At 58.1% G+C, this 25,896-nt stretch carries 28 protein-coding genes; 18 read left to right on the top strand and 10 right to left on the bottom strand.

Annotated features, from left to right (window positions below):
• The first annotated feature begins 144 nt into the window (after positions 1-144).
• Positions 145-1,332: an MFS transporter gene (locus tag GPL81_RS22845; protein WP_160108538.1), complete on the top strand. Its 1,188-nt coding sequence runs from the start codon at positions 145-147 to the stop codon at positions 1,330-1,332.
• Positions 1,333-1,452: 120 nt separating this feature from the next.
• Here GPL81_RS22845 and GPL81_RS22840 read toward each other — a convergent pair whose 3' ends face one another.
• Both GPL81_RS22840 and GPL81_RS22835 read right to left on the bottom strand, forming a co-directional pair.
• Positions 1,453-2,490, bottom strand: coding sequence for an alpha/beta hydrolase family protein (locus tag GPL81_RS22840; RefSeq protein ID WP_121101629.1), 1,038 nt, complete (start codon positions 2,488-2,490; stop codon positions 1,453-1,455).
• 180 nt (positions 2,491-2,670) lie between these two features.
• Positions 2,671-3,282 carry an FMN-dependent NADH-azoreductase gene (locus GPL81_RS22835; protein WP_160108537.1) on the bottom strand — a complete coding sequence of 204 codons (612 nt, stop codon included), beginning with the start codon at positions 3,280-3,282 and terminating at the stop codon, positions 2,671-2,673.
• Between the two features lie 130 nt (positions 3,283-3,412).
• Here GPL81_RS22835 and GPL81_RS22830 point away from each other — a divergent pair, with 130 nt between their 5' ends.
• Entirely contained in the window at positions 3,413-4,321 is a 909-nt protein-coding gene (locus GPL81_RS22830) for a LysR substrate-binding domain-containing protein (protein ID WP_160108536.1), read from the top strand.
• The gene (locus GPL81_RS22825) at positions 4,318-4,677 is read left to right on the top strand and encodes an MmcQ/YjbR family DNA-binding protein (RefSeq protein ID WP_160108535.1); all 360 of its coding nucleotides are present in this window, start codon (positions 4,318-4,320) and stop codon (positions 4,675-4,677) included. Before GPL81_RS22830 ends, GPL81_RS22825 begins: the two co-directional genes overlap by 4 nt.
• Positions 4,678-4,795: 118 nt before the next feature.
• Here the strand turns inward: GPL81_RS22825 and GPL81_RS22820 are convergent, their stop codons facing one another.
• Together GPL81_RS22820 and GPL81_RS22815 are read right to left on the bottom strand one after the other, a co-directional pair.
• A complete protein-coding gene (locus tag GPL81_RS22820) occupies positions 4,796-5,224 on the bottom strand; it encodes a DUF1294 domain-containing protein (RefSeq protein WP_160108534.1) in 429 nt (142 codons plus the stop codon).
• Positions 5,221-6,051: an undecaprenyl-diphosphate phosphatase gene (locus tag GPL81_RS22815; RefSeq protein WP_160108533.1), complete on the bottom strand. Its 831-nt coding sequence runs from the start codon at positions 6,049-6,051 to the stop codon at positions 5,221-5,223. The genes GPL81_RS22820 and GPL81_RS22815 overlap by 4 nt, the downstream gene beginning before the upstream one ends.
• Before the next feature lie 236 nt (positions 6,052-6,287).
• Here GPL81_RS22815 and pnuC point away from each other — a divergent pair, with 236 nt between their 5' ends.
• From pnuC to GPL81_RS22775, 8 genes are all read left to right on the top strand, one after another.
• Positions 6,288-6,851 (top strand): nicotinamide riboside transporter PnuC, encoded by a 564-nt coding sequence (pnuC, locus tag GPL81_RS22810; RefSeq protein ID WP_160108532.1) that lies wholly within the window; start codon positions 6,288-6,290, stop codon positions 6,849-6,851.
• Positions 6,848-7,372: an AAA family ATPase gene (locus tag GPL81_RS22805; RefSeq protein WP_160108600.1), complete on the top strand. Its 525-nt coding sequence runs from the start codon at positions 6,848-6,850 to the stop codon at positions 7,370-7,372. Before pnuC ends, GPL81_RS22805 begins: the two co-directional genes overlap by 4 nt.
• 328 nt (positions 7,373-7,700) lie before the next feature.
• Positions 7,701-8,138, top strand: coding sequence for a hypothetical protein (locus GPL81_RS22800; protein WP_096511235.1), 438 nt, complete (start codon positions 7,701-7,703; stop codon positions 8,136-8,138).
• A 1-nt stretch (position 8,139) separates the two neighbouring features.
• The gene (locus GPL81_RS22795; protein ID WP_096511233.1) at positions 8,140-8,712 is read left to right on the top strand and encodes an adhesin; all 573 of its coding nucleotides are present in this window, start codon (positions 8,140-8,142) and stop codon (positions 8,710-8,712) included.
• A gap of 52 nt (positions 8,713-8,764) precedes the next feature.
• Positions 8,765-10,219 (top strand): heme utilization protein, encoded by a 1,455-nt coding sequence (locus tag GPL81_RS22790; RefSeq protein ID WP_096511231.1) that lies wholly within the window; start codon positions 8,765-8,767, stop codon positions 10,217-10,219.
• A gap of 62 nt (positions 10,220-10,281) precedes the next feature.
• Positions 10,282-10,962, top strand: a complete 681-nt coding sequence (locus GPL81_RS22785) for a C39 family peptidase (protein WP_160108531.1) — start codon at positions 10,282-10,284, stop codon at positions 10,960-10,962.
• A 34-nt stretch (positions 10,963-10,996) separates the two neighbouring features.
• Complete coding sequence (locus tag GPL81_RS22780; RefSeq protein ID WP_160108530.1) at positions 10,997-11,749, top strand: hypothetical protein; 753 nt, start codon at positions 10,997-10,999, stop codon at positions 11,747-11,749.
• 46 nt (positions 11,750-11,795) lie between these two features.
• Positions 11,796-13,076 (top strand): coiled-coil domain-containing protein, encoded by a 1,281-nt coding sequence (locus GPL81_RS22775; protein ID WP_160108529.1) that lies wholly within the window; start codon positions 11,796-11,798, stop codon positions 13,074-13,076.
• Between the two features lie 156 nt (positions 13,077-13,232).
• Here GPL81_RS22775 and GPL81_RS22770 read toward each other — a convergent pair whose 3' ends face one another.
• Positions 13,233-14,558, bottom strand: a complete 1,326-nt coding sequence (locus tag GPL81_RS22770; RefSeq protein ID WP_096511224.1) for a sigma-54 dependent transcriptional regulator — start codon at positions 14,556-14,558, stop codon at positions 13,233-13,235.
• Between the two features lie 343 nt (positions 14,559-14,901).
• Between GPL81_RS22770 and GPL81_RS22765 the strand changes: the two genes are divergently transcribed.
• The 3 genes from GPL81_RS22765 to nhaB all read left to right on the top strand — a co-directional run bounded on the left by GPL81_RS22765 (position 14,902) and on the right by nhaB (position 18,324).
• Positions 14,902-15,168 (top strand): hypothetical protein, encoded by a 267-nt coding sequence (locus tag GPL81_RS22765; protein ID WP_096511222.1) that lies wholly within the window; start codon positions 14,902-14,904, stop codon positions 15,166-15,168.
• Between the two features lie 288 nt (positions 15,169-15,456).
• Positions 15,457-16,743: an NHL repeat-containing protein gene (locus tag GPL81_RS22760; protein WP_160108528.1), complete on the top strand. Its 1,287-nt coding sequence runs from the start codon at positions 15,457-15,459 to the stop codon at positions 16,741-16,743.
• A 78-nt stretch (positions 16,744-16,821) separates the two neighbouring features.
• The gene (gene nhaB / locus GPL81_RS22755; protein WP_160108527.1) at positions 16,822-18,324 is read left to right on the top strand and encodes a sodium/proton antiporter NhaB; all 1,503 of its coding nucleotides are present in this window, start codon (positions 16,822-16,824) and stop codon (positions 18,322-18,324) included.
• A gap of 113 nt (positions 18,325-18,437) precedes the next feature.
• Here the strand turns inward: nhaB and zwf are convergent, their stop codons facing one another.
• Entirely contained in the window at positions 18,438-19,961 is a 1,524-nt protein-coding gene (gene zwf / locus GPL81_RS22750; protein WP_096511216.1) for a glucose-6-phosphate dehydrogenase, read from the bottom strand.
• The gene (gene gnd / locus GPL81_RS22745) at positions 19,958-20,938 is read right to left on the bottom strand and encodes a phosphogluconate dehydrogenase (NAD(+)-dependent, decarboxylating) (RefSeq protein WP_121101648.1); all 981 of its coding nucleotides are present in this window, start codon (positions 20,936-20,938) and stop codon (positions 19,958-19,960) included. The genes zwf and gnd overlap by 4 nt, the downstream gene beginning before the upstream one ends.
• Positions 20,939-21,210: 272 nt before the next feature.
• On the opposite strand from gnd, the gene GPL81_RS31140 reads away from it, so the two are divergent.
• Positions 21,211-21,387 (top strand): DUF6026 family protein, encoded by a 177-nt coding sequence (locus tag GPL81_RS31140; RefSeq protein WP_178122622.1) that lies wholly within the window; start codon positions 21,211-21,213, stop codon positions 21,385-21,387.
• Between the two features lie 295 nt (positions 21,388-21,682).
• The gene (locus GPL81_RS22740) at positions 21,683-21,898 is read left to right on the top strand and encodes a hypothetical protein (RefSeq protein WP_096511212.1); all 216 of its coding nucleotides are present in this window, start codon (positions 21,683-21,685) and stop codon (positions 21,896-21,898) included.
• A gap of 79 nt (positions 21,899-21,977) precedes the next feature.
• Here the strand turns inward: GPL81_RS22740 and GPL81_RS22735 are convergent, their stop codons facing one another.
• The 3 genes from GPL81_RS22735 to zapE all read right to left on the bottom strand — a co-directional run bounded on the left by GPL81_RS22735 (position 21,978) and on the right by zapE (position 24,328).
• Positions 21,978-22,469, bottom strand: a complete 492-nt coding sequence (locus GPL81_RS22735; RefSeq protein ID WP_160108599.1) for a GNAT family N-acetyltransferase — start codon at positions 22,467-22,469, stop codon at positions 21,978-21,980.
• Between the two features lie 109 nt (positions 22,470-22,578).
• On the bottom strand, positions 22,579-23,160 hold the full coding sequence (locus GPL81_RS22730) for a DinB family protein (RefSeq protein ID WP_160108526.1): 582 nt from the start codon (positions 23,158-23,160) through the stop codon (positions 22,579-22,581).
• A 49-nt stretch (positions 23,161-23,209) separates the two neighbouring features.
• On the bottom strand, positions 23,210-24,328 hold the full coding sequence (zapE, locus tag GPL81_RS22725) for a cell division protein ZapE (RefSeq protein ID WP_160108525.1): 1,119 nt from the start codon (positions 24,326-24,328) through the stop codon (positions 23,210-23,212).
• Positions 24,329-24,571: 243 nt separating this feature from the next.
• Between zapE and GPL81_RS22720 the strand changes: the two genes are divergently transcribed.
• Both GPL81_RS22720 and GPL81_RS22715 read left to right on the top strand, forming a co-directional pair.
• Entirely contained in the window at positions 24,572-25,624 is a 1,053-nt protein-coding gene (locus GPL81_RS22720; protein ID WP_160108524.1) for an aldo/keto reductase, read from the top strand.
• Positions 25,625-25,661: 37 nt separating this feature from the next.
• A complete protein-coding gene (locus GPL81_RS22715; RefSeq protein ID WP_160108523.1) occupies positions 25,662-25,829 on the top strand; it encodes a hypothetical protein in 168 nt (55 codons plus the stop codon).
• Positions 25,830-25,896 lie beyond the last annotated feature (67 nt).

Raw genomic sequence — 25,896 nt, 5'->3', positions numbered from 1 at the left:
CTACAATTTGAATGCGTAACCTGTAGGAGCGAGCCTGCTCGCGAAGATGTCCTCAAAAGCAACGAATATAGTTAGCCTGCTTCCTTTTATCCCACCGCCAAGCCATCATGCAGGTCTCCCACCGCCGCCCGCGAACGAGTCCACATGTCTGTGCAGCAACAGCCACCGCAAAGCTCCATGGCGATCACTCTGCAGATCGTCTCCATCGTCTTCTATACCTTTATCGCCTTCCTTTGCATCGGCCTGCCCATTGCGGTGTTGCCGGGGTATGTCCATGAGCAGTTGGGGTTCAGTGCAGTCATCGCGGGGCTGACGATTGGCTCGCAGTACCTCGCTACCCTGCTCAGCCGGCCCATGGCCGGGCGCATGTCAGACAGCATCGGCACCAAGCGCGCCATCGTTTACGGTTTGTCCGGAATTGTGCTGAGCGGCGTGCTGACGCTGCTGTCGACCTTGTTGCAAAGCGTTCCATTGGTGAGCCTGCTCATCCTGATCGCCGGTCGCCTGCTGCTCGGGATCGCCCAAGGTTTGATCGGGGTCGGCACCATCAGTTGGTGCATGGGCCAAGTAGGTGCAGAACACACGGCGCGTTCGATTTCGTGGAACGGCATTGCTTCCTACGGGGCGATTGCCATCGGTGCGCCGCTGGGGGTGGTGATGGTCGATCGACTTGGCTTCACCAGCCTCGGGATCGCGCTGTCGGTGCTGGCGGCGTTGGCGCTGTTGCTGATCCGCAACAAACCCTCGGTGCCGGTGGTGCGCGGTGAGCGCCTGCCCTTTTGGGCTGTGTTCGGGCGCATTGCGCCTTTTGGTGCGAGCCTGAGCCTGGCTTCCATCGGCTACGGCACCCTGACCACCTTCATCACCCTGTATTACGTCAACCGTGGCTGGAGCGGTGCGGCTTATTGCCTGACGGTGTTCGGGGTGTGTTTCATTCTGGCGCGGTTGCTGTTCATTTCCAGCATCAGCCGCTTCGGTGGATTTACCTCGGCCATTGCCTGCATGACCATCGAAACCGTCGGCCTGACGTTATTGTGGCTCGCGCCTTCGACCGGCTACGCCTTGATCGGTGCCGGCCTGACCGGGTTTGGTCTGTCACTGGTGTACCCGGCGCTGGGCGTCGAGGCGATCAAGCAGGTGCCCAATTCCAGCCGTGGCGCAGGGTTGAGTGCTTACGCGGTGTTTTTCGATCTGGCGCTGGCGATTGCCGGGCCGTTGATGGGCGCGGTGGCGCTGAACCTGGGGTATTCGTGGATTTTCTTCTGCGCGGCGTTGTTGTCGGTAACCGGGCTCGGTTTGACCTTACTGCTCAAGCACCGGGCGATGGCCTAGGCTGATCGCGATCCATGTGGGAGCGAGCCTGCTCGCGAAGACGGTGTATCAGGCACCAATGATGCTGAATTTGACGCCCCTTTCGCGAGCAGGCTCGCTCCTACAATGGTTCCGAGTGAACTATTGATCCGCGGTCTGCATACCGGCCCGGGTCGCCTTGCCCAGGGTATGGGCGAAGAAGCGCCCGGCTTCGGAAATCAGGTTGCGATGAATGTCTTCACGATCGACACCATCGGCGTCGGTGCACAGTGCCGGCGTGATGACGATCTGTTCGTCGTTGCACGGTGCCATGAACACGAAATGGCCGGCACCGGCCAGTAATTTGAAGTCCGGCGCGACAGGCAGCTTGCGCGCCAGTGCTGCGGCGTTCTTGTCGAAGGCCACCAGTTTGTCGCCGTCACCGCTGTACAGCAGCACCGGTACATGCACGTCGGCCAGGGTATGACGGCCGAATTTAAGGCTGAGCGGCGCCATCAACAACAACGCATGGACGCGCGGATCGGCCACCGGTTGCAAATCATCGCGGTCGACGATCAGTTCGCCCTGGGTGTTGCAGGCATCCCGATCGTCCGGGCGTTCCTGACAGTAACGGCGCAGGCGGTCCAGGTCCGGCGTCGCCCCGGACAGTATCAACGCCGTCTCTCCACCCGCCGAATAACCGATGACCCCGACCTGATCGGCATTGACGAACGGCGCCAGCATGCGGTCGCCCAGCGTCGCGGTAATGGCTTCGGAGATCTGGATCGGCCGGCCGTACAGATTGCTCAGCGTGCCGAGTCGGCTGTGGTCCCTGGAGTTATCACCCGGATGAATCACCGCCACCACCACGAAACCCTTGCGCGCCAGCGACGTGGCCAGGTCATGCAGGGCCAGCGGGGTTCCGGTGTTGCCGTGGGACAGCATCAGCATGGGGAAGCGGCCCATGGCGACTTTAGTGTCTTCGCCGGCCTCGACCGTATAGCCCTCAAGCTTGCTGGAGTGCTCTTTTTCGCTGGAAGGATAAAACGCGATGGCACGCATCGGTTGCAGATCGAGAGGATCGAGAAAAGTCATCTCGTGGTAGCCGACGCTCCAGTGAGGATGCGGCGCAGGGGCGGCGTGCACTGAATTCAGGCTGCCGAACAGGCAAATCAGTAAGGTTGCACAAAGACGCATCATGGGATGCCCCACCTTGTTACCGGACCGGAGACGTTCACCCTTGACTGCATAACCCGGGCCATAACTTTACGAACGATATGAAACGGCCAGAAACAAAAAACTCCGTACCTGACCCTTGCGTGATCAGAATACAGAGTTTTTTGGGGATTGCCTGCGTCGTTTGACGTCTTTACGCAAGCCTTACGCGGCGGCGAACAATTGCTCGCTGATTTGCGCCTGGGCATCGGTCATCGCTTTGGTACGCACTTCGTCACCATAAGCCAGGCCGTGAGCGCGGACGAACTCGATGTCGGTGATGCCGATGAAGCCGAACAGCACCTTCAAGTACTCTTCGTGGGCGACGCCGGTTGCCTGGCCAGCATGCATGCCACCGGAGGTCGAAACGATCACGACTTTCTTGCCACCGCACAGGCCTTCAGGGCCGGCTTCGGTGTAGCGGAAGGTCTGACCGGCAACAGCGATGCGGTCGATCCAGGCCTTCAATTGAGTCGGGATGGTGAAGTTGTACATTGGCGCGGCAATGACCACGGCATCGGCTGCAAGGAATTCGGCCAGGGTCGAAGCGCTCAGTTCAGCTTCGTGCTGCTGGGCAGCGTTGCGCAGTTCAGCCGTAGTGCCCGCTGCAACCAGGGTAGTCGAGGAGAAGTGGCTGATGGCATCGGCAGCCAGGTCGCGGTAGGTCACCACGGCGCTTGGCTCGGCGGTTTGCCAGGCTTTCACAACTTCGCTGCTCAGCAGACGGGAAGCCGAGTTGTCACCAAGAATGCTCGAATCGATGTGCAGCAGTTTCATGTGGGATCTCCAGGTGAGGATCGCCGCCAGGGCGATCTGATGGAAACAATCCTACAGATGAAACCAATAGCTGATTAGACTGCAACAATGCGATAGTTTGTCCCACTGATAGAACAATCGAGAAGCCGCCATGCAAGACCTCAACGACCTCTATTACTTTGTCAAAGTCGTGGAGGCCGGTGGCTTCGCGGCCGCCGGGCGTACGCTGGGGATTCCCAAGTCACGACTGTCCCGTCGCATAGCGGAACTGGAGGAGCGCCTCGGCGCGCGACTGCTCCAGCGTACCACCCGCCAACTCAAGCTGACGGCCGTGGGCGAACGTTACCTGAGGCACTGCCAGGCCATGTTGCTGGAGGCAGAAATGGCCGATGAAGCCGTGGCCAGCATGTCCAGCGAGCCCCGTGGAAGACTGCGGGTTTCATCCCCTGTCGGACTGGCTCACGAGATGCTGCCCGGGGTGATCAGCAGCTTTCTGGAGAAGTTTCCGCAAGTGCAGCTGGAGGTCATGCTGGTCAATCGCCGCGTCGACCTGGTGACCGAGGGCGTTGACGTTGCCTTGCGCGTGCGCGAGCCGGGGGATGAAGACCCGTTGCTGGTCACCCGCCGCCTGCGCCAGGCGCAGATGCTCCTGGTGGCCAGCCCCGCTTTCCTGCACGGTCATGAAATCAATCATCCGGATGACCTGAAAAATCTGCCGACACTTGGCGCGCTCGAACCGGACCGCATGGTGCACATTCGCCTGGTCGATCGCCAGGGCAAACACTACGATCTGGCCCTTGAAGCTCGATTGGGCATTGACGATTTCATTGTCCGCAAGACTTGCACCCTCGCCGGCCAGGGTTTCACCACGTTGCCGATGATGTATTGCGAACAGGAACTGGCTAACGGCTCACTGGTGCAACTGCTGCCCGAATGGTCGATGCCTGGCGGCTGGCTGCAGGCGGTCTACCCTCATCGACGCGGTGTGATGCCCGCGGTACGTGCCTGGCTCGACCATCTGATCGAAACATTCAATGCCTGTGGGGACCGTTTGATATGAAGGTTGCACGCATGAGCGAAGCACAGGTCGCGGCCTTTTGCCTGGCGTTGCCCGGCGCTCGGGAAGATTACAAGTGGGGTGGCGTGCGGGTATTTTCAGTGGCCGGGAACAAGATGTTCGCCTTGCAGAACCTGCGTGGCGACTCTCTGGCGTTCAAGGTCGACAAGGACCTGTTTCTCGGTCACTGCGACCGTCCGGGCATTCACCCGGCGCCTTATCTGGCGCGGGCCCAGTGGATCATCATGACAACGCCCTACCCCCTCGGTGCCGAAGAGTTGCAAGGCTTGCTGCGACGCTCCCATCAACTGGTGGTCCGCAAGTTGCCCAAACGTACGCAGGTCGGATTGCTGTTGTAGGAGCGAGCTTTGCTCGCGATGGACGTGAACGATAACGCGTAAAACCAGATTTCCAGCGGCGCCCTGTAGTTTTTCGCGAGCATTCGAGCGTCGACCGGCTGTTCCTACAAAAAGATCATCAGAACAAGGCCAACAGGTTTGCACCAAGAAACAACTGGTCGATCCAGAACACCTGGTGCAGCAGCACGATCAGCCAGAACACCAGTTGAAACGAAACTTTGCGCGTCTTGTGCCGGAACACTTGCTGCGCCAACAAAGCGCCCGGCCAACCGCCGGCGAACTCCAGCGCATGCAGCACGTTTTCCGGAGTACGCCAGTGATCGGCACGCGCCTTGCGCTTGTCGCTCCAATACAACAGAAACGCCGCCACGCTAACGATGCCGTAGGCCGCCAGGGGAATCAGGGAAACCCCACGCAGCCACATCGACATCGAACCGAACAGCGGCAGCGCGCACAGGATCGCGAACACCAGCCATTTCAGCCGAAGATTGCGGATCTCTCCCCCGGCGTTGCGTCCGGGGTTGTTGCGCGCGCCGGAATCACTCATGGCTTGACCGCGGTCCAGTCAATCCAGCCGAACAACCAGGTCGCCAGGATCAGCAGGCCGAACGCAATGCGGTACCAGGCGAACACTGCGTAGCTATGGCTGGCGATGAACTTGAGCAAGCCCTTGACGGCAATCATCGCGAAAATGAACGCCGTGACGAAGCCGATTGCGAAGACCGGGAAGTCAGACGCCACGAACAGGTGACGGTACTTGTAACCCGAGTAAACCGCCGCTCCCACCATGGTCGGCATGGCCAGGAAGAACGAGAACTCGGTAGCGGTCTTGCGCGACAGGCCGAACAACAAGCCGCCGATGATCGTTGCACCGGAACGGGAGGTGCCCGGAATCATCGCCAGGCACTGGGCGAAGCCGACTTTCAAGGCGTCTTTCCAGGTGATTTCATCAACCGTTTCGGCATGCACTTGATGTTGGCGCTGCTCGGCCCACAACATGATGAAACCGCCCACGACCAGAGCGCTGGCCACCGTGATCGGATTGAACAGGTATTCGTGGATCAGGTCGGCAAAAATCACCCCCAGGACCACCGCCGGCAGGAAGGCAATCAGCAGGTTGGCAGTGAAGCGTCGCGCACTTGGCTGCGTCGGCAACCCGACGACCACGTCGAAAATCTTGCGGCGAAACTCCCACACCACCGCCAGGATCGCCCCGAGCTGGATAATGATGTTGAACGCCATGGCGCGCTCGCCACCGAAATTGAGCAGGTCGGCCACAATAATCTGGTGCCCGGTACTGGAAATGGGCAAAAACTCTGTCAGCCCCTCTACAACCCCAAGAATCAACGCCTGAAAGGCAGTCCAAAGATCCATCAATCCCCCAAAAGGCAATGCGTCAGCGCAGGCCTCGTCAGTATTTTTCAAAGCATTCAGCGTAGTTGAAAACCCGCGCGCACAAGATACCCGCAGGCCGTGGAAAATTCCGTGAAATATCAGTGTGCAGTCAGGTTTTTCCGCGAGGATCAGCTTGATCCTCTGTAGAAGCGAGCTAGCTCGCTCCTGCAGAGGTTACAATCCGCCCCCTCTTCGACTTCCCCCAAGGAACCTTCATGTCCGGGCTTGAACTGTTTGCCGCCTCCCTCGGCGTCATCGCCGTCTGGTTGACGGTCAAACAGAACCCTTGGTGCTGGCCGATCGGCTTGATCATGGTGCTTATATATAGCTGGGTATTTTTCGAAGTGAAGCTGTATTCGGACATGTTGCTGCAAGTGATCTATGCCGCCTTGCAGGTTTACGGCTGGTGGCAATGGACCCGTGCGGGCGATGCGCGACAGGGGCGCGAGGTCAGCCGGCTTGATGGCCAGACGGTGGTGTTCGGCCTGGTCATAGGTGCCATCGGCAGCCTGATGCTGGGTGCCGCCATGGCACACTGGACCGACGCGGCCCAACCCTGGCTCGATGCGGCACTCACGGGGTTCAGCCTTGTGGCGCAGCTGTGGATGGCGCAAAAACGGGTTCAGTGCTGGCCGTTGTGGATCGTCGTGGATGTGATCTTCGTCGGGTTGTTCGTCTACAAGGCGTTGTACCTGACCGCCGTCCTGTACGGATTATTCCTGCTACTGGCCGTGCAGGGTTGGCGTGAATGGCGCGCGGCCCCGGCGCTGCGCACATGAAGGTGTTGGTGCTTACAGGCCCTGAATCCAGCGGCAAGAGCTGGTTATCGGCACAGTTGCAAGCGCATTTCGGTGGAACGGTGGTCGACGAGTACGTGCGCTGGTTCATCGAGCAAAACCAGCGAGACACCTGTCTGGCCGATATCCCGGACATCGCCCGGGGCCAGCTCCGATGGGAGGATGAGGCTCGTGCGCGACGCCCACGGCTGCTGATCCTCGATACCCACTTGCTGAGCAACATGCTGTGGAGCCAGACATTGTTTGGCGATTGTCCGGCCTGGATCGAGCAAGCATTGCTGGCACGGCAATACGACCTGCATTTGCTGCTGAGCCCTGAAACAGTGGACTGGCATGACGACGGGCAGCGCTGCCAACCGCGACTGGCAGAACGCCAGGCGTTTTTCCAGGCCAGCCGTCAATGGCTCGACCTGCACCGCCAGCCCTACCAGGTCCTGCAAGGTGATTGGAAACAGCGCGAGGACGCGGCAATCGAGGCGGTGGCGCGCTTGCTCAAGGCCTGACCGGGCTAGCCACCCTGCGGATAATGTCCATTCCTGAAACACTCTCCCCGGGGCAAACCCGCGAGTTAAAGCACTTTAGGCACTCTGGCAAGAAAATGTTAAGTCGGTGATACAACCCGCCTTCAGGGCCCTTAGCGAGCAATGCCGCCAGCAGGGACCGCGATTTAGAGCGGTTCTGTCTCAGTGGCTTTACAAATTTTTTTAAACACTTCGACTATTGAAGCCAACCAACTGATTTCAAGAGAAAAACCAAAACCGGCACACCTTCTGCTCTATTCCTCGTATCGCTGATAAGGGCCAGCGTTTCAATACAGAAGGAATTGCCGCCGTGGGGAAACTCAATAAAAACTTTTATACCCTCCTGCTGATCGGATGCGCGCTGGGCTCAAGTGTTTGCCTGCCCGTACAGGCAGACAACGGCATCATTATCATCAAGCGTGATGTCCAACCGCGCATGGCAACGCGTCCGCCGGTGATTCCCGACCCGAACCCCACGACCGTCAATGCCAACCCGTCCCAAACCATCCTCAAACAAACGAACGAGTTGAGCGATGGCGACTTTGCCGGCGTCGCCAGTGGTGCAGGCATCTCCCGCCTGGTCACTCAAAACACCAACAACCTGGGCGGTAATATCAGCAACCAGTCCCAACTTTCCAATTTGCCTGCCGGACGTTCGGGAAATTCAGGCAATGGTATTGCCAACATGGTCAATTCGAGCGTCCAGCAAGGCCTGGGTGCTCTGAAAATCATAACGGGAGACCGTTAAGATGAATCGTACGCTGCTGATGATCGCCATGTTTTGCAGTGCATCGACCTTTGCCCAATCCCCCGTCATCGATAACGCCGAAATCAGCGGTTCGGGCGCTCAATACCAGGGCAACCTCACCGTCAACCAGGCGGCGGGCGATCTGCAACAACAAGCCAACGCCCGGGCCATCGCCGTGGGCCGTGACGCCAGCGCGAGCACCCAGATTCGCCAACGGCTGCGTACGATTGTCGACCCCAGGATCGATGCGCGGTCCAGCATCCAGGGCGACTCCTTCAGCCATGGCAGCGGCGCTCTGGGCGTGAACCAGAGCTCGGGCGCCAGCACTCAGCAAGCCAACGCACTGAGTATCAGCATCAGTGCTCAGCCGCAAAGTCTCGACGACAGCGTCCTCATGCAACAGAACGTGGCGCTGCTCATCAACTCCGATCCAACTGACTCTGCACCAGGCTATCGCCAGGTCTCTACCAGTGACCAGGCTTTCACCGGTAGCCGTGGGGTGATTCAGTTGAATCAGAGCGCCGGGGTGGGAAACCGAATGGCCAACACCCTGAGCGTACGGGTCGTGGATTGACCCAAACAGGTAATAACAACACTTAACCTAAAATAAAGTACGGAGAATCACCATGAAACCTTCGATGGCACTCAAGCCTCTGGTTTTCGCAATTGCTGCGGTCATGGCTGTAGCTGTACACGCTGGACAGAATGATGAGCACCACCACGGCCATCATAACAACCACCACACCCCACCTCCAACCAAGATCCCTGTTTATGCGACTGCCAATGCTACCGACAAGCAAAGCAGCACCAACAATCGCATCTACAACGAAGGGACTCAGAACAGCGCTGAGATGACCGACTCTGCCACCGGCACCAGCGGCAACGTCGGCGTCAACGTGGCTGCAGGCGACGGCAACCAACAAGACAACGCGGCCGCCATCGCAAACGCTGCATCCGACAACTCCGGTCGCGATAACAGCTTCGTGTTCGGTGATGCCAGTGCTACTGCCAAAGTCACGCAATACAGCAACAATAACAAGGTCTACAACTACGGCAGCACAGCCTCTGCTGTGATGAGCGGATCGGGTAATGGCGGCAGCGGCAACATGGGTATCAACATTGCTGGTGGCGACCTTAACCAACAGAAAAACACCATGGCAATTGCCAACTCCAATGCCCCACTCGGCAACGCAACAGCCTCCGCCTCTGCCAATCAAACTGGTCCTGGCCTGGTCGTAACCAACGAAGCCGATCGGACCTTCCGCCTCGATACGATCACGCTCACCACCACGAAGAGCGGCAGCGCTTCCTTCGATAAGTCTTTCGAAGCGAGCGGCAGTCAAAGCAATTCTTCGAGTTGGGCTGCTGCCGGTTCGAAGAACTCTAACTCCAGCAAGTCTGTTAGCGTTGATGTCAGCGGTTCAAAAAGCAGCCATGCCAGTGGTTCCAACGACAGCGCTGCGAGTGGTTCGAACAGCATGACTGCAAGCGGCTCCAACAGCAGCAGTGCAAGCGGATCTTCGAGTGCTTCTGTGAATGCTTCCCTGAACGCATCTTTGGACGCTTCTGCGGCAGCCTCGCAATCCAATACGTACGGCAATCACACCCGCAGCAGCAGTTCCGACAAGTCGCTTAACGTATCGCTCAACGCATCGCTTGACGCATCGATCGACAAATCGTTCGACAAATCGCACCAATCCTCGTTCGACAAATCGCGCGACTCCTCGTACGACAGATCGAACAGCTCTTCGTACGATAAGTCCCGCGATTCCTCGTTCGAAAAATCGTTCGATAAATCGGTCGAGAAATCGGCCTCTTCCTCGTTCGACAAATCGGGCAGCAAATCGTCCGAATCTGCGTACGACAAAGCGAAGAGCTTCAGCGAAAGCAGCTCGTTTGATCTGAGCAACACTGTTTCCTACCAAGTGCTGACTCCAACTGGCTGGGCCAACCCTGTGACCAACACTGCTACCCTGAGTGGATCGGTGAATGGCGGCAGTGGCAACCTGGGCGTCAACGTAGCGGCCGGTGTGGGCAACCAACAAAGCAACTCGCTGTCCATCGCCAACCAATCGTTCTAAATGCTGTCTGTTGAGGCCCCCGTACGGGGGCCTTTTTTCAACACAACCAGAAGGCGTCCCACATGCGCATTATCGCCTTGGCACTTTTGCTCTGCGTGGCCAGCGTGATCGAGGCTGCACAACTGCCGCTTTCCATCCTGCCGGGTGGCGCGGTGGTGTACAAACCGATCCAGAGCGTACGCGAGCGTAAATTTGCCGACCTGGTACAACAGAAAACCGACTTCAGTTGCGGCGCAGCTGCCCTGGCGACCATCTTGCGCCAGGCCTATTGGCTGGACGTGAATGAAGAACAGATTATCGAAGGCATGCTGGCACATTCAGATCAAAATCTTGTCCGCGTCCAGGGCTTCTCCATGCTCGACATGAAGCGCTACGTGGAAAGTATCGGCATGCGGGCCCGTGGCTACCGGGTAGCGACAGAAACATTGAAGGACATCAAGATTCCGGTAGTCGTCCTCATGGATATCCGTGGCTACAAACATTTTGTGGTCATGCAAAGAGTCCACAACGACTGGGTCTACGTCGGAGATCCGGTACTCGGTCATAAACGCTACAAAGTCGACGACTTCATCAAAGGCTGGAACGGCATCATCTTTGCCGTCATCGGCAAGGGCTACGACAAAACCAATGCGTTGCTCGACCCTCCCATGCCCCTGACCGCCAAGAACCGCATCAACAATTTCACCCCGGTGCCAGACGCACAGTTGTTGGATTATGGATTCATCCAAAGCGACTTCTTCTAATAACAATGGGAGCATGACGCTCCGGGAGACTTCAATGAAGACTTCAATCTGGCTGGCCGTGGTTTGCCTGACCGCCAGCCTGTCGGCCCAGGCAGAAATGTTCAAACCCATCGAACTGAAGGATCAGGAATTGGCGACCCTGCGAGGCCGCTATGTCATGCCGGGACGGATCATCAGTTTCGGCGTGGTCATGACCAGCGCTTGGCAAAATGCCAAGGGTGACATCATCGGGGCAACTTCCTCGTTGCAAGTTCAACAATCGACCAGCAAGCCACAGTTCTATGTGTCGATGATCGACGAAAAAGGTAATGGCTCGGCGAGTTCGCAAAACACCAGCACCGGCACCGGTACCGTCACTGGTGGCAACGGTCTCAACACTACCGAAGGCGTCACCCAAGTCGTGCGGGCTGCTGGCGACAACAATACGGCCTACAACAACGTCGACATCAACGTCACCAAGGCCAACCAGGCGCCCGCAACGCAACCGCAGGGCCAGGCATTGGCCGCGAACTCGACACTGGCCCGTTCCAATGACGCAGGTACGCTGAGTGTTACCTCGACCGGTAATGGCGTGCAACTCAACATCGTGGCCAACAACAACCAGGGCAGCACCATTCAACGGCTGGGCCAGGGCGGGCTGATGCAGAACACGACGTTGCTCGGCGCCAGCAACCAGGTCCGCAACCTCACCTCCCTCAATGTCGTGCTGCGTGACAACGTGTCAACAGGCGGGTCACTGAACGGCAACCTGGACCAACTCAAAGGTCTTCGCACTATCGGATTCTGATCTACGCTCAGTCTCATCATCTGTAGTCAGAAGGGACGGCTAACCCATGCATCGATCGTTAACGTTCAGAGCTATTGTCTGTTTGAGTAGCCTGGCCCCGGCAACATTGCTATACGCAGCACCGGATCCCCAGGTTGAAGCACTAAAACAAGAACTCATGGAGTTGAAACAACGTTACGAAGCACAACAGAACGCGCTGATGGTCCTCGAGCAGCGCGTTCGCCAAGTCGAAGAAGCACCGACGACACCTGCTCCCAAACGCCTGACCAAATCCCCTGCCGAAACGCCCAAGGGTGGCCAGACGGTGGCCACCGGTGCGCCCGGGACGACAGGCAGTTCCTACGGGCAGTCGCTCAAGGATGACTCGGAACCGGCACAAAGCGTTTCGAACCTGTACGACGAAGCCAGCGGGTTCTTCGGCGGTGGCAAATTCAGTGTCGAAACCGGCCTGACCTATACCCACTACGATACCCGCGCACTGACGCTCAACGGCTTCCTGGCACTGGACTCGATTTTTCTCGGCGACATCAACCTCGACCGCATCAAGGCCGACAACTGGACACTGGACCTGACCGCTCGTTACAACGTAGCACAACGGTGGCAGTTCGACATCAACGTCCCCGTAGTGTATCGCGAATCAACATATTCCTCCGGTGGCGCCGGCGGCGCAGGACCGGTGACATCGGACGCAACCGTTACCCGCGACCCGACCATCGGCGATGTGAACGTCGGGGTTGCCTACAAATTTCTGGATGAGTCGGTCAACCTGCCCGACGCGGTCGCTACGCTGCGCATCAAGGCGCCGACCGGCAAGGACCCTTACGGCATCAAGCTGGTCAACGATCCGAGCAACGACAACCTCTCGGTCCCCGAGGACTTGCCTACCGGCAATGGTGTCTGGGCCATCACCCCGGGTATCTCGCTGGTCAAGACCTTCGACCCGGCGGTACTGTTCGGCAGCCTTTCCTACACCTACAACATGGAGGACTCTTTCAGCGACATCAGCCCCCAGATCAATTCCAAAGTAAAAGGCGACGTGAAACTGGGTGATTCCTGGCAGGTCGGCGCCGGCATTGCATTCGCCTTGAACGAGAAGATGAGTATGTCGTTCTCGTTCACCGATCAGTTCGCTCGCAAGAGCAAGATCAAACCGGACGGTGGCGATTGGCAATCGATTACCAACAGCGACTACAACTCGGCCAACTTCAACATCGGCATGACCCTGGCAGCCTCCGATAACCTGACGATCGTTCCTAACCTGGCCATCGGCCTGACCGAAGACTCGCCGGACTTTTCCTTCAGCCTGAAATTCCCGTACTACTTCTGATCCCGCACCCACAAAAAAGCCCCACTGCGATTCAGGTCGCAGCGGGGCTTGTAGGAGCGAGCTTGCTCGCGATGGACGTGAACGAAAACGCGGGCCTCTTGAATGATCGCGTTGTCCTGACGTTTTTCGCGAGCAAGCTCGCTCCTACAGGTGTGTTTAACGGATCTGATGCTTGTGCAACAGACGGTAAAAGGTCGGCCTGGATATCCCCAGTACCTTGGCGGCGATGCTCAAATTATCGCTGTGGCGGTTAAGCACATCGCACAAGGCCTGGCGCTCTGCCCGGTACTTGTACTCTTCCAGCGTGCCCATAGGCGGGGCAACGCCCTGATGGCTGATCAGCCCCAGGTCTCGCGCTTCGATCTGCCGGCCTTCGGCCAGTACCAACCCGCGACGCACCCGGTTGGCCAGCTCACGAACATTACCCGGCCAGTCATGCTTGCCCATGGCAATCAAGGCGTCTTCGCTGAAGCTGCGCGGACGGCGGCCGGTTTCGTGGCTGTAGAAATGGGAAAAGTGGTTGGCCAGCATCGACAGATCGCCATTGCGTTCACGCAGGGGGGCGGTTGCGACCTGCAACACGTTCAGGCGATAGTAAAGATCTTCACGAAAGCGTTTCTTCTCGATCGCGGCCTCGAGATCGACGTGGGTCGCGGCCAACACCCGTACATCCACCGGAATCGGTTGACTGCCACCCACCCGTTCGATGTGCTTTTCCTGGAGGAAACGCAGCAGGTTCGCCTGCAGCTCCAGGGGCAGATCACCGATCTCGTCGAGAAACAGCGTGCCGCCGTTAGCCGCTTCGAGCCGCCCGATCTTGCGTTGATGGGCACCCGTAAAGGCACCCTTCTCGTGACCGAACAGTTCGGACTGGATCAGGTGCTCGGGAATCGCGCCACAATTGATCGCGACAAAGGGTTTACTGTGACGCAGCGATAGCCGATGCAACGTGCGGGCAACCAGTTCCTTGCCCGTCCCGCTTTCGCCGCGAATCAACACCGGCGACTCAGTGGGTGCCAGCTTGCTGAGCAGCTTGCGCAACTCACGTATGGGCTTGCTGTCGCCCAGCAGTTCGTGCTCGGGCTGATCGATATGAACCGTGCCCTGCCCGCGCAGGCGCGCCATGCCAAACGCCCTGCCCAGTGTGACCTGGACCCTGGAGACGTCGAACGGCAAGGTATGGAAGTCAAAAAACCATTCACAGACAAAGTCCCCGACATTTTGCAGGCGCAGGACTTCCTGATTCAGGACGGCGATCCATTCGGTTCCGCTGCGGCTGATCAGTTCCTTGACGGCGTCCGGGTGTTCGAGATGAAAAGGCTGCAGGCGTAACAAACCCACATCACAGGTTCGGTCGGAGGCGTTTTCCAGCGAACAGCTGTCAACATCCCAACCCACGGAGCGTAATCCCGGCAACACACGATGGCAGTCGTCGTCGGGATCAACCACTAATAGACGTCGTAAGGCTGGCGCTTCGCTCATGACGGTTCCTTGGCGCCAAATCCGGGGAAATTTTATTAAAAACAGTCATTTGGCGGACCTGGCTGTAACATTAGCAAGAATTTGACGTGGCCTTGTACCGTTTGACTATAGGGTTGTTGTGTAAAGAGTTATAAGAAACTGCATCGATAGTTACCTAACGAGTCTTTCCTTTCATTCAGCTTTCAAAACAAGTGTTTGCAATGGGCATCTGACAAAAAGTTGAAATTTCTTTTCATTGTGTGTGACCCGAACCCCGGTAGCGGGCATCAGTACAAGTAACCAGCCGAACGGTAAGCCCAACCGTCGGCACATCACTTGATTGGGCATACAGAGAGAAGATCCCATGAACGCCCCGCTCCGTATCAACGAAGCTCTTTTGATTGCCGACCGCGCATTTAAACCTTTCCAGTGCGTGGCCTGGGCCCCACAGGACGGTAACGGCGAACTCAGCCTCACCGTCATCGACCGCACCAACAACAGTATAGGTCGCAAGCAGATTCCGAGCAGCGCCTACACCGATCCCGAGCAGCTTCAACGCCTGCTTGAACAGGCCCGTGAAGAGTTGAGCCTGGAAGGTTACAAACTGCAGTCGTGGTCGATGCCAAATTAATAGTTTTGCGGATTACTGCGAGGTAATCCGCGCCCTCCTTCCCCTGTCGTTAGTTCCAGCTTTTTTACTGACCCAACGCACTTGCAATACTTCGTTATTTGAACTAGCGCACGTTTAATACTTTGCAAGCTTGCCAATGGTTCGAAAAGACACTGTTGTGGCGCACAACGACCCTCCGCCTGTTAGTTCTGTCAGTTGTGCATCCAGGCATTCAGGGATTGAATGTTCTTCTTATTAAGTCGCCACTCCCAACCCTTGGACCAGGACGACTCGCAAGGAGATGCGCGCATGTCAATCCAGTCCGTTCTAGCTTTCCCGACCGCGTTCACTAACGCCGGGAAACTCGATAGCAGCTTCGCCACTCACGGCAAAACCCAGGTGTACTTTGCCGGCAGTCTTTCGAGCATGGCGAACAGCGTCGCCCTGGATTCCCAGGGGCGTTTGCTGGTCGCGGCAAAGATCGGAACGGCGGGAGGCAGCCGCTTTGGCCTGGCTCGCTTGCTGGACGATGGTTCGGCGGATCTGACATTCGGCTACAAAGGCAGCGTCATCGGACAATTCGAACCGGGCTTCGAAGCCACGGCCGGCAAGGTTCAAGTGCTACCCAACGGGCACATTCTGCTGACCGGCCTGCACTATGAAAATGCCCATCGCACTCTTCCTGCCGTGGCGCTATTCGACCCGCAAGGCTGCCCGGTCCAGGGGTTTGGCGACAACGGCCGACGTGTCGTGCGACTGCCGGGCAATCTGTCCCACGGGATTCGCGATGCCTGGCTGCCTCCCGGTGTGCCGGGAGCCGAAGCCTGTGATGCCGGGATACAAGAGGACGGCCGAATCGTGCTGGTGGCCAACCATCATTTCGAACTGGCCGATCATGCCGGCCTGCTCATACGACTCGACCCTGATGGTCAGTTGGATAGCACCTTCAATGGCCGCGGATTTGTGATCGTCAGGCATTTGTTGATGAACACCTGGCTCAACAGCGTGAGGGTGCAACGCGATGGTCGAATCCTGGTGGGTGGATCGATCAACTTCCCCGAGGAAGGTTTGCTGGCCCGCTATCACGCCGACGGCAGCTTGGACGAGCGTTTTGCCGTAGACGGATTCATGAATTTCAAGGCTCAGGGGCAAAGTGCCCAAGTCAGCCAGATTGTCCAACTGGTTAACGGCGACCTGCAGTGTTTTGGCAGCAGCCGCGATCCGATGCGCTGCCTTTCCCTGAAACTGCACATCAATGGCCGCCCGGACAAGCATTGCAACGACGGCCAGGCACATTTACTTGAACTCGGACGCAGTGGTTGTCAGTGGTCCGCTGCACAGGCACAACCGGATGGCAGTGTAGTCACGGCCGGTGCAACCATTGGTGGTGTCGAGGCCGATTTTATTCTGGGCCGCTACAGCGACGGCCTTCTCGACCCTGGCTTTGGCAATGGAGACGGATGGGTTCGTACCCGACTCGGTCGCAGTCTGGATACGGCAACTTCACTGGCAGTCCAGGCCGATGGAAATATCGTGGTAGGCGGATATTCACTGGACGGTAACTACCGTGCGGTCGTCGCACGCTATTTGGGCTGATCCACCGACACTTTACTGCACTTGATCTTCTCTTTCGCTTACGGCAACTTGCGCGCTTCTTTTTACAAGGAGTAGCCGATGTCCGGTTCCATGACCCAGGCGTTCGCGCATAACTTTCTCGGCAACTCACCCCGCTGGTACAAAATCTGTATTGTTGGTTTTCTAATTATCAACGCACTGGTGTTTTGGAGCGCCGGTCCGGTCGTTGCGGGTTGGCTGTTGGTACTGGAGTTTATCTTCACCCTGGCCATGGCACTCAAATGCTATCCGTTAATGCCCGGTGGCTTGTTGCTGGTCGAAGCACTGTTGCTGAAAATGACCACGCCCCAGGCGCTTTATGACGAACTGGTGCACAACTTTCCGGTGATCCTGCTGCTGATGTTTATGGTGGCCGGCATCTACTTCATGAAAGACCTGCTGTTGTTTCTGTTCTCGCGCTTGCTGCTTGGCGTGCACTCCAAGGCCATGCTTGCGTTGATGTTCTGTTTTTTGTCGGCGTTTCTGTCGGCGTTCCTTGATGCCTTGACCGTGACCGCCGTCATCATCAGTGCGGCCGTCGGCTTTTATTCGGTGTACCACCGCGTGGCTTCAGGCACAGATCCGCGACAGGACAGTGAGTTCGGCGATGACCAATACCTGCCCACGCTCCACCATGACGACCTCGATCAATTTCGCGCCTTCCTGCGCAGCCTGCTGATGCACGGTGCCGTGGGTACGGCGCTGGGTGGCGTCTGTACGCTGGTGGGCGAACCGCAGAACCTGTTGATCGGCCATGAGATGGGTTGGCACTTCGCCGAATTCTTTCTGAAGATCGCGCCGGTTTCGCTGCCGGTATTGGGCGCCGGCCTGGTGACCTGCGTCCTGCTGGAGAAACTGCGCTGGTTCGGTTACGGCACGTTGCTGCCGGACAACGTACGGGCGGTGTTGGCCAATTACGCAGCCCAGGACGATATCGAACGTACCGCACGCCAGCGCGCAGCGCTGATCGTGCAGGCCGTGGCCGCACTGATCCTGATTGCCGGGCTGGCGTTTCATGTGGCGCAAGTGGGTTTGATCGGTTTGATGGTGATTGTGTTGATCACGGCGTTCACCGGGATTACCGACGAGCACCGTCTCGGTACGGCGTTCAAGGACGCAATGCCGTTCACCGCCCTGCTGGTGGTGTTTTTTGCCGTGGTGGCGGTGATTCACGATCAGCAACTGTTCACACCCTTGATTCAGTGGGTTCTGGCCCTGCCGGCCGATCAACAACCGGGCATGCTGTTCATTGCCAATGGCTTGCTCTCGGCCATCAGCGACAACGTGTTCGTGGCAACGATCTACATCACTGAAGTGAAACAGGCATTCGTCTCAGGGCACATGAGCCGTGAGCATTTCGAGACGCTGGCCATCGCGATCAATACGGGCACCAATTTGCCAAGCGTTGCCACGCCCAATGGACAGGCCGCGTTCCTGTTCCTGTTGACGTCGGCGATTGCACCGCTGATTCGGCTGTCTTACGGGCGCATGGTGTGGATGGCGTTGCCGTATACGGTGGTGATGGGGATTCTGGGGTGGTATGCGGTGAGCTACTGGTTGTAAAACCTGCAGGAGCGAGCTTGCTCGCGATGGTCGTCAACGATGACGCTGGCATCCTGAATGCCCGCGTCGTTCTCGTGTTCATCGCGAGCAAGCTCGCTCCTACAGGGCATCGATCATCCGAGGCCATGCCAGACGCGACCGTCGCGCGTCAGCAAGGCTTCGGCGGCCTGTGGTCCGTCTTCACCCGCGGCATAGCCCTGCACCGTTGCATCCTGTTGCCAGGCGTCGAGGAACGGCTGAACCGCACGCCAGCCGTTTTCGATGTTGTCGGCACGCTGGAACAGCGTCTGATCACCGGTCAGGCAATCGTAGATCAGGGTTTCGTAGCCGGTTGACGGCTGCATTTTGAAGAAATCCTTGTAGGCAAAACCCAATTCGATGTTGTCCATCTTCAGGGCCTGGCCCGGCCGCTTGGCCAGCAGATCGAACCACATGCCTTCGTTGGGCTGGATCTGGATACGCAGGTAGGTTGGCGCGAGTTCATCGACCTCGGTATCGCGGAACTGCGCATACGGTGCCGGTTTGAAGCAGATGACAATTTCGGTGTCACGCACACTCATGCGCTTGCCGGTGCGCAGGTAGAACGGCACGCCGACCCAACGCCAGTTATCGATCATCACCTTGAGGGCCACATAGGTTTCGGTGTTGCTGTCAGGCGCGACCCGCTCTTCCTGGCGATAACCCGGCAAGGTTTTGCCATCGACTTCACCCGCGGTGTACTGGCCGCGCACCGAGTTGGCCCGTGCCTCTTCAATCGACCACGGACGAATCGCGCCGACAACCTTGGCCTTCTCGCCCCGCACCGCATCGGCACCGAAGGCGGCCGGCGGCTCCATGGCCACCATCGCCAGCAACTGGAACAGGTGATTGGGCACCATGTCCCGCAGCGCCCCGGTGTTTTCGTAGAAACTGCCACGGGTTTCCACGCCGACGGTTTCGGCGGCGGTGATCTGCACATGATCGATGTAATGATTGTTCCAGAACGCTTCGAACAGGCTGTTGGAGAAGCGGCTGATCAGAATGTTCTGCACGGTCTCCTTGCCCAGGTAATGATCGATCCGGTAGATCTGCTTCTCTGACATGACCTTGAGCAAGCAGGCATTCAATGCCTCAGCGGTGGGCAGATCGGAACCGAAGGGTTTTTCGATCACCACCCTTCTGAACGCCTCGGGGCTCTCTTCGAGCAGCCCGCAAGCGCCGAGGCGGCGTACAACTTCACTGAAAAAACGTGGCGCGGTGGCCAGGTAGAACACCGCGTTGCCGGTGCCGCTGTCGGCGATTTTCGCCGCCAGCGCTTGATAAGTGCTGTCGTCCAGGAAATCACCCTGGACGTAGCTGATGCCTTTGGCGAGCTGGGCCCACAAATCCGGATCAAGGGATTGATCGCCCTTGCCGACTTTGCCGGCCACTTCGCTGCGAATGAAGTCTTCGAGTTTTTTCGCGAAGCCTTCATCGCTGATGGCGTTGTGGTCAACGCCGATGATCCGCAGTCCATCCCCGAGTAAACCGTCGCGCTTGAGGTTATACAGCGCCGGCATCAGCAGGCGCTTGACCAGATCACCATGGGCGCCGAACAGAAACAGCGTGGTCGGTGGCGCGGTTTCGGCCTTGGATTTTCTGCGGATCGCATGCGTCATTTTTTAGGTGTCTCCACGTGGCCGCCAAAGCCGAAGCGCTGTGCCGAGAGAATCTTGTCGCCAAAGGTACCCTGACCACGGGAACGATAGCGGGAGAACAGGGAGTTCGACAGCACAGGCACCGGTACCGCTTGTTCCATGGCGGCTTCGATGGTCCATTGACCTTCACCGCTGTCCGCTACGGAACCGGAAAAACCGTCGAGATCCTTATCACTGGCCAATGCATCGGCCGTCAGGTCGAGCAACCACGACGAGACCACGCTGCCACGGCGCCAGACTTCGGCGATGTCAGCCACGTTCAAGTCGAAGCGCTGGTCTTCCGGCAGGCGGGAGCTGGACTTGGTCTTGAGGATGTCGAAGCCTTCGGCAAAGGCCTGCATCATTCCGTATTCGATGCCGTTGTGGATCATCTTCACAAAATGCCCGGCGCCCGCCGGGCCGGCATGGATGTAACCGTGCTCGGCACGATCGTCGTCAGACTTGCGGTCTTTGGTACGCGGGATGTCGCCCATGCCCGGGGCCAGGCTGGCGAACAGCGGATCAAGGCGTGTGACGGTCTCGGCATCGCCGCCGATCATCATGCAGTAACCGCGCTCCAGGCCCCAGACACCGCCGGAAGTGCCCACGTCGATATAGTGCAGGCCTTTTTCCGAGAGGGTCTTGGCCCGGCGGATGTCGTCCTTATAGTGGGTGTTGCCGCCGTCAATGATGGTATCGCCGGCTTCGAGCAAGGTGCTCAGGGTTTCGATGGTGTCTTCGGTCGGTGCGCCTGCAGGCAGCATGACCCACACCGCTCGCGGTTTGGCCAGGCCAGCGACCAGGGCTGGCAAATCGGCAACGCCGGTGGCGCCTTCTTCGGTCAAGGTGTCGACGAAGGCGGTATTGCGGTCGTACACAACGGTGGTATGCCCGTTGAGCATCAGGCGCCGCGCAATATTACCGCCCATGCGGCCCAGTCCAATAATCCCGAGTTGCATGTGCTGATGCTCCCTACTACAAATAAAAGTGTGTCATTGGTTATAGCCCAACGCGACTATTGAGGTTAGTCCAGAGCGCTGGCATGAAGTTTCCGGGCATTGTGCCCGATCCAGACAGATAACGTCGGGAATCGTGCCGAAGACACAACGACACTGAAAAATAAAAAAGTTCCCTTCATGGGCAAAAGAAATCAAAATTGGCGCCGATAGTAATTCTGGCTCCGATGTCGGGGCGGATTTACAGTTGAGACACGCCATTTGCGAGGTGAGCAATGGGCACAGTACACAATGCACTGCCGGCACAAACCCTTTACGTCACGATCCGCCGCGAGGAATTGCGCCAGTTGAAAGACGAGCGTGAACAGTTGAGGCAGGAGTTGGCGCAACTGCGCGCGCTAATCCAGAATCAACAGCCCTTACCCGTGATCCAACGTGCTCCCCACGCCTGACCCCCTCGCTTGAATCGCAAGCAGCACAGCCTGCTTGCGCATCACCCAGGCCCGCCACCCAACCTGGCCATTCTCGAATTTTTTTCACACTTTCCTGCTGATACACCCTTCAAACCTGTGAGCGCGCTTGCTCCCACAGCTTCTGTGGTTGCAGGAAACTTGTGCCTGGACCGGGCAGAAATCTCCAGGCGCAGTTAATTCCCATTTAACAGAATCGGCGGATAATGAGGGTTCGATTTTGATTGATTGACTCATGGACGAAAGGCATCCGACATCTGTAAGTGGGAGGCACACCATGAAACGTACTACGCTGATTCTCGCGGTCCTCACGACGCTGGGCTCCGCTGGCGCCTTTGCCGAAGGCGGAGCCGAACGCATGAGGTACTACTACGAAACCTTGCGCTACAACCAGCAAGTGGCATTGGGCAACATCACGCAAAGCCAGACCCATGAACTGCGAGTACCGGACGATCAAACCGCACAAATGACCGAGTCTTACAGACCGAAATGATTGTTACGCCTCTGACTGCTGCTCTTCAGTCAGAGAAGACTATTGGGCGTCCTGATGGACGCCCTTTTTTATGCCCGGATCAAAGTGGCTTGATCCAGAACATCATGCGCCCGTGCGCCGGGTCGAATTCGCCAGGGGCAAAGCCGAACTTGTCATAAGACGCCTGTGCCACCGCATTGCCTTCCAGTACTTCCAGGGTGATTTTGCAGCAGCCGCGCTGACGGGCAATGTCTTCGACCTTTTGCAGCATTCGCTGGCTCAAGCCCAACCCGCGAAACTTTGGTACCACCGCCACATCGTGCACGTTGACCAATGGCCGGCAGGCAAAGGTCGAAAACCCTTCAAAGCAATTGACCAGCCCGGCCGGCTCGCCACCGACAAAGGCCAGGACGCTGAACGCATGGGCACGCTTGGCCAACTCACCCGGTAGCTGCTCCAGCACCGCGGCAGGCAAGGAATGACCGCCCCCCATCGGGTCCTCGGCGTAGCTGTTGAGCACCAGGCCGATCGCCTCGGCGTGCACCGGGTTGCTGTAGCTGGCTTGCAACACAAGTATTTCCGCGGAATCCATTTCCATCCTCGATCACATTGAATAGCCCCAGTGCGCAGTTCGCCCTGGAAGGCCTGGCGACGATATCGCGAGCGTGTCGGTGGCGACAACCATTGAAAATCAAAAGATTTCAATGTCCCCAGATCAGCGCTTCGGTCCACCCCAGCTCGGCAAAGTCCTCGGCCCGCAGATGCGACTCGCCGGAACAGAAAAACTCGTCCAATTGCGGCGGTTTCACCGACGTGCCGCTGAGCATGGCATGGGTCTGGCCGCGATGATGGATCTGGTGCTCGAACAGGTGCGACAACATGCGCAAACGGCTTTCATGTTGCGGCGTGTCCCGGGCGATGGTGACGACCTTGTGCAGATCCGCATCGCGCATTTGCTCGCAGTAGGCGATCAGTCGCCGGTCGACCTGAGCCTGCACGCGCTTGAGGTCCGGGGCATGGACGAACGGCTCGTCGTCGCGGAAAAACACGTAGCAATCGGGATGGGGATCGTCACCGCGCAACTCCCGCTCCAGGGCATCCACGTAAAACCAGTCGCAGGTCAGGATGTGATTGAGGGTCGCGCGAATACTGGGAAAGAAGCTGACCCGAGGAGCGGCCAGCTCCTGCGGACTCAACTGGCACCAGGCCTTGGCCAGCCGGTGATTGGCCCAGGCGTTCTGGTAAGCCATGGTCAACAAATGGTGTGACAGGGGCTGATTCATGCTGATGTCTCCTGAATACAAACCCTCAGAAGCTGATGGCTCCTGATGTTCAAACCTGCGCGAAACGTTCCAGCTGCATTTCCTGCAAGCGACTGAGGGTGCGGCGGAACGGGAATTCCAGGTAACCCTCGGTGTAGAGCGAATCCATCGGCACCTGCGCTTCGAGGTACAGCGGCACTTTGCGGTCGTAGCACTCGTCCACCAGGGCAATGAAACGCCGCACACCGTCGTCATGCACCGACAACTGCGGCAATTCCCGATCCCCGGCCTCGACCCGCGAAGCCCCGTCCTCAGTGCCTCGGGCGATACGCCCCGGACGTTTTTGCGCGCTCAAATTGGGTACGTCACTCAACAGGATAACGCCGAAGGTGTCGCACAAAGCCATGAAATCCATCGCGGCAAACGGTTGTTCGCACAGATCGGCGTAACGACACCAGAGCACGGTGTTGCTCACCCGCACCACATCCAGCGAGCGATAGCCGACCTTGATCGCTTCGCTGGATGCCCCTTGGTCGACGGTCAACCGCTTGAATACTTCATCCAGTGCGCTGGTGCGTCCGGGCTCGACTACCCAGTAACGCTGCAGGCCCTGCCCCGGATGCAGGCGATGATCTTCGCCGCCGTCCACCGCAATGACCTGCATATGCTGCTTGATCGCGATGATGGCGGGCACAAAGCGGTCACGGTTGAAGCCATCGGCGTACAGCTTGTCCGGAGGAAGATTGGAGGTGCAGACCACCACCACACCCTGCTCGAACATCACCTGGAACAAGCGCCCGAGAATGATCGCGTCACCGATGTCATTGACGAACAATTCGTCGAAGCACAACACCCGCACTTCTTCGCTCAATTCACGCGCCAGGGCCTTCAGCGGGTCGGCGGTGCCGGTGAGCTGAAACGAACGCTGATGCACCCAGCCCATGAAATGATGAAAGTGCTGGCGCCGGGCCGGAACCCGCAGATGTTGGTAGAACTGGTCCATCAACCAGGTCTTCCCCCGCCCCACCGGGCCCCAAAGGTAAACCCCGGCAATTGGCACACGCCCTTCATGCAAGGCTTCATGGCACTTTTGCAAGGCCCAGACGGCATGCTCCTGGGCTTCGTCCTGGACGAAACCCTTTTGTTCGATGGCGTGTTGCCAGGCACTGAGGGGGGAGTCGACATTCATGCGCGGCAGTATGCCACTAGTCGATGATGACTACACCGCTCCCTTTGCAGGAGCTGGCTTGCCAACGAACGCGGTGGGTCAATCGGCAAATTCATTGCGGGAAAGAACGCTTTCGCTGACAAGCCAGCTCCTACAGGGCGGCGGCTTAAAAGGACGTTGACGAATTAGATTATCTCCATCATATTTAATAAATGTTGTTGGTAATTTATATCCACCCAACCGCTTCCTTCAGGAGTCATCCCCATGCACTACAAAGTCTTTGGCCGCAAAACCGGCCTGCGGGTTTCCGAACTGGCGTTGGGCGCCGGCAACTTTGGCACCGGTTGGGGCCATGGTGCCGAGCGTGACGAAGCCAAGGGCATTTTCGACGGTTATCTTGAGGCTGGCGGCAACTTTATCGACACCGCCAACGGCTATCAGGGCGGCCAATCGGAAAGCATGCTCAGCGAATTCATCGCCGCTGAACGGGATCAACTGGTCATCGCCACCAAATACACCTTGGGGACGACGCCGGCAGCCGGTGTCTCCCACACCGGCAACAACCGCAAGAACATGGTTCGTGCCGTCGAAGAGAGTTTGAAACGGTTGAAAACCGACCACATCGATCTGTTCTGGGCGCACATGAGTGATGGCGTGACGCCGATGGAAGAAATCCTGCGTGGCTTCGACGATCTGGTACGGGCCGGCAAGATCCATTACGCCGGACTGTCGAATTTTCCGGCGTGGCGCATCGCCCGTGCCGACCTGTTGGCCGAGGTGCGCGGTTTTGCGCCCATTGCAGCGATTCAGGTCGAGTACAGTCTGGCCGAGCGCACGGCCGAGCGTGAGCAACTGCCGATGGCCGAAGCGCTGGGTCTGGCGGCAACCCTTTGGTCGCCGCTGGGTGGCGGTTTCCTCACGGGCAAGTACCGCCACACCGAGGGCGACAACCGCGCCAATAAACTCGGCGTGCTGGTTCACGCCGAGAAAAGCGCCCGAGAAACCGCCCTGCTCGACACCCTGCTGGCTGTCGCCGAGGAAGTGGCGGCCAGTGCAACCCATGTGGCCATTGCCTGGCTGCGCGAGCAAGCCAAACGTTCGACCACTGCACTGATTCCGATTCTCGGCTCGCGCACCCGTGAGCAGCTGGACGCCACCCTGGGGGCGTTGAATGTACAGTTGAATGACGAGCAATTGGCGCGCCTCAACGGCGTCAGCAGCGTAGCCAAAGGCGTCCCCCATGAGTCAATTAGCGGTTCCTTCGCACGATTTAGCGGTGGCGTGACCCTCGACCTGCCGAAAATCCCGGTGGCCTGATAGAGCATCGCGGGCAAGCCTTGCTCCCACAGGTTTTATGTCGTTTGCAAGTTATGTGTTCGACGAAATTCCTGTGGGAGCAAGGCTTGCCCGCGATGGCGTCAGCAGCGTGGCCAAGGGCGTGCCCCATGAATCGATTAGCGGTTCCTTCGCACGATTTAGCGGTGGCGTGACCCTCGACCTGCCAAAAATCCCGGTGGCCTGATAGAGCATCGCGGGCAAGCCTTGCTCCCACAGGTTTTATGTCGTTTGCAAGTTATGTGTTCGACGAA

The sequence above is a fragment of the Pseudomonas izuensis genome, from assembly GCF_009861505.1.
Lineage (GTDB): Bacteria > Pseudomonadota > Gammaproteobacteria > Pseudomonadales > Pseudomonadaceae > Aquipseudomonas > Aquipseudomonas izuensis.
The sequence above is the reverse complement of the archived record's forward strand: the minus strand, read 5'-3'. Positions and strand labels throughout refer to the sequence as shown.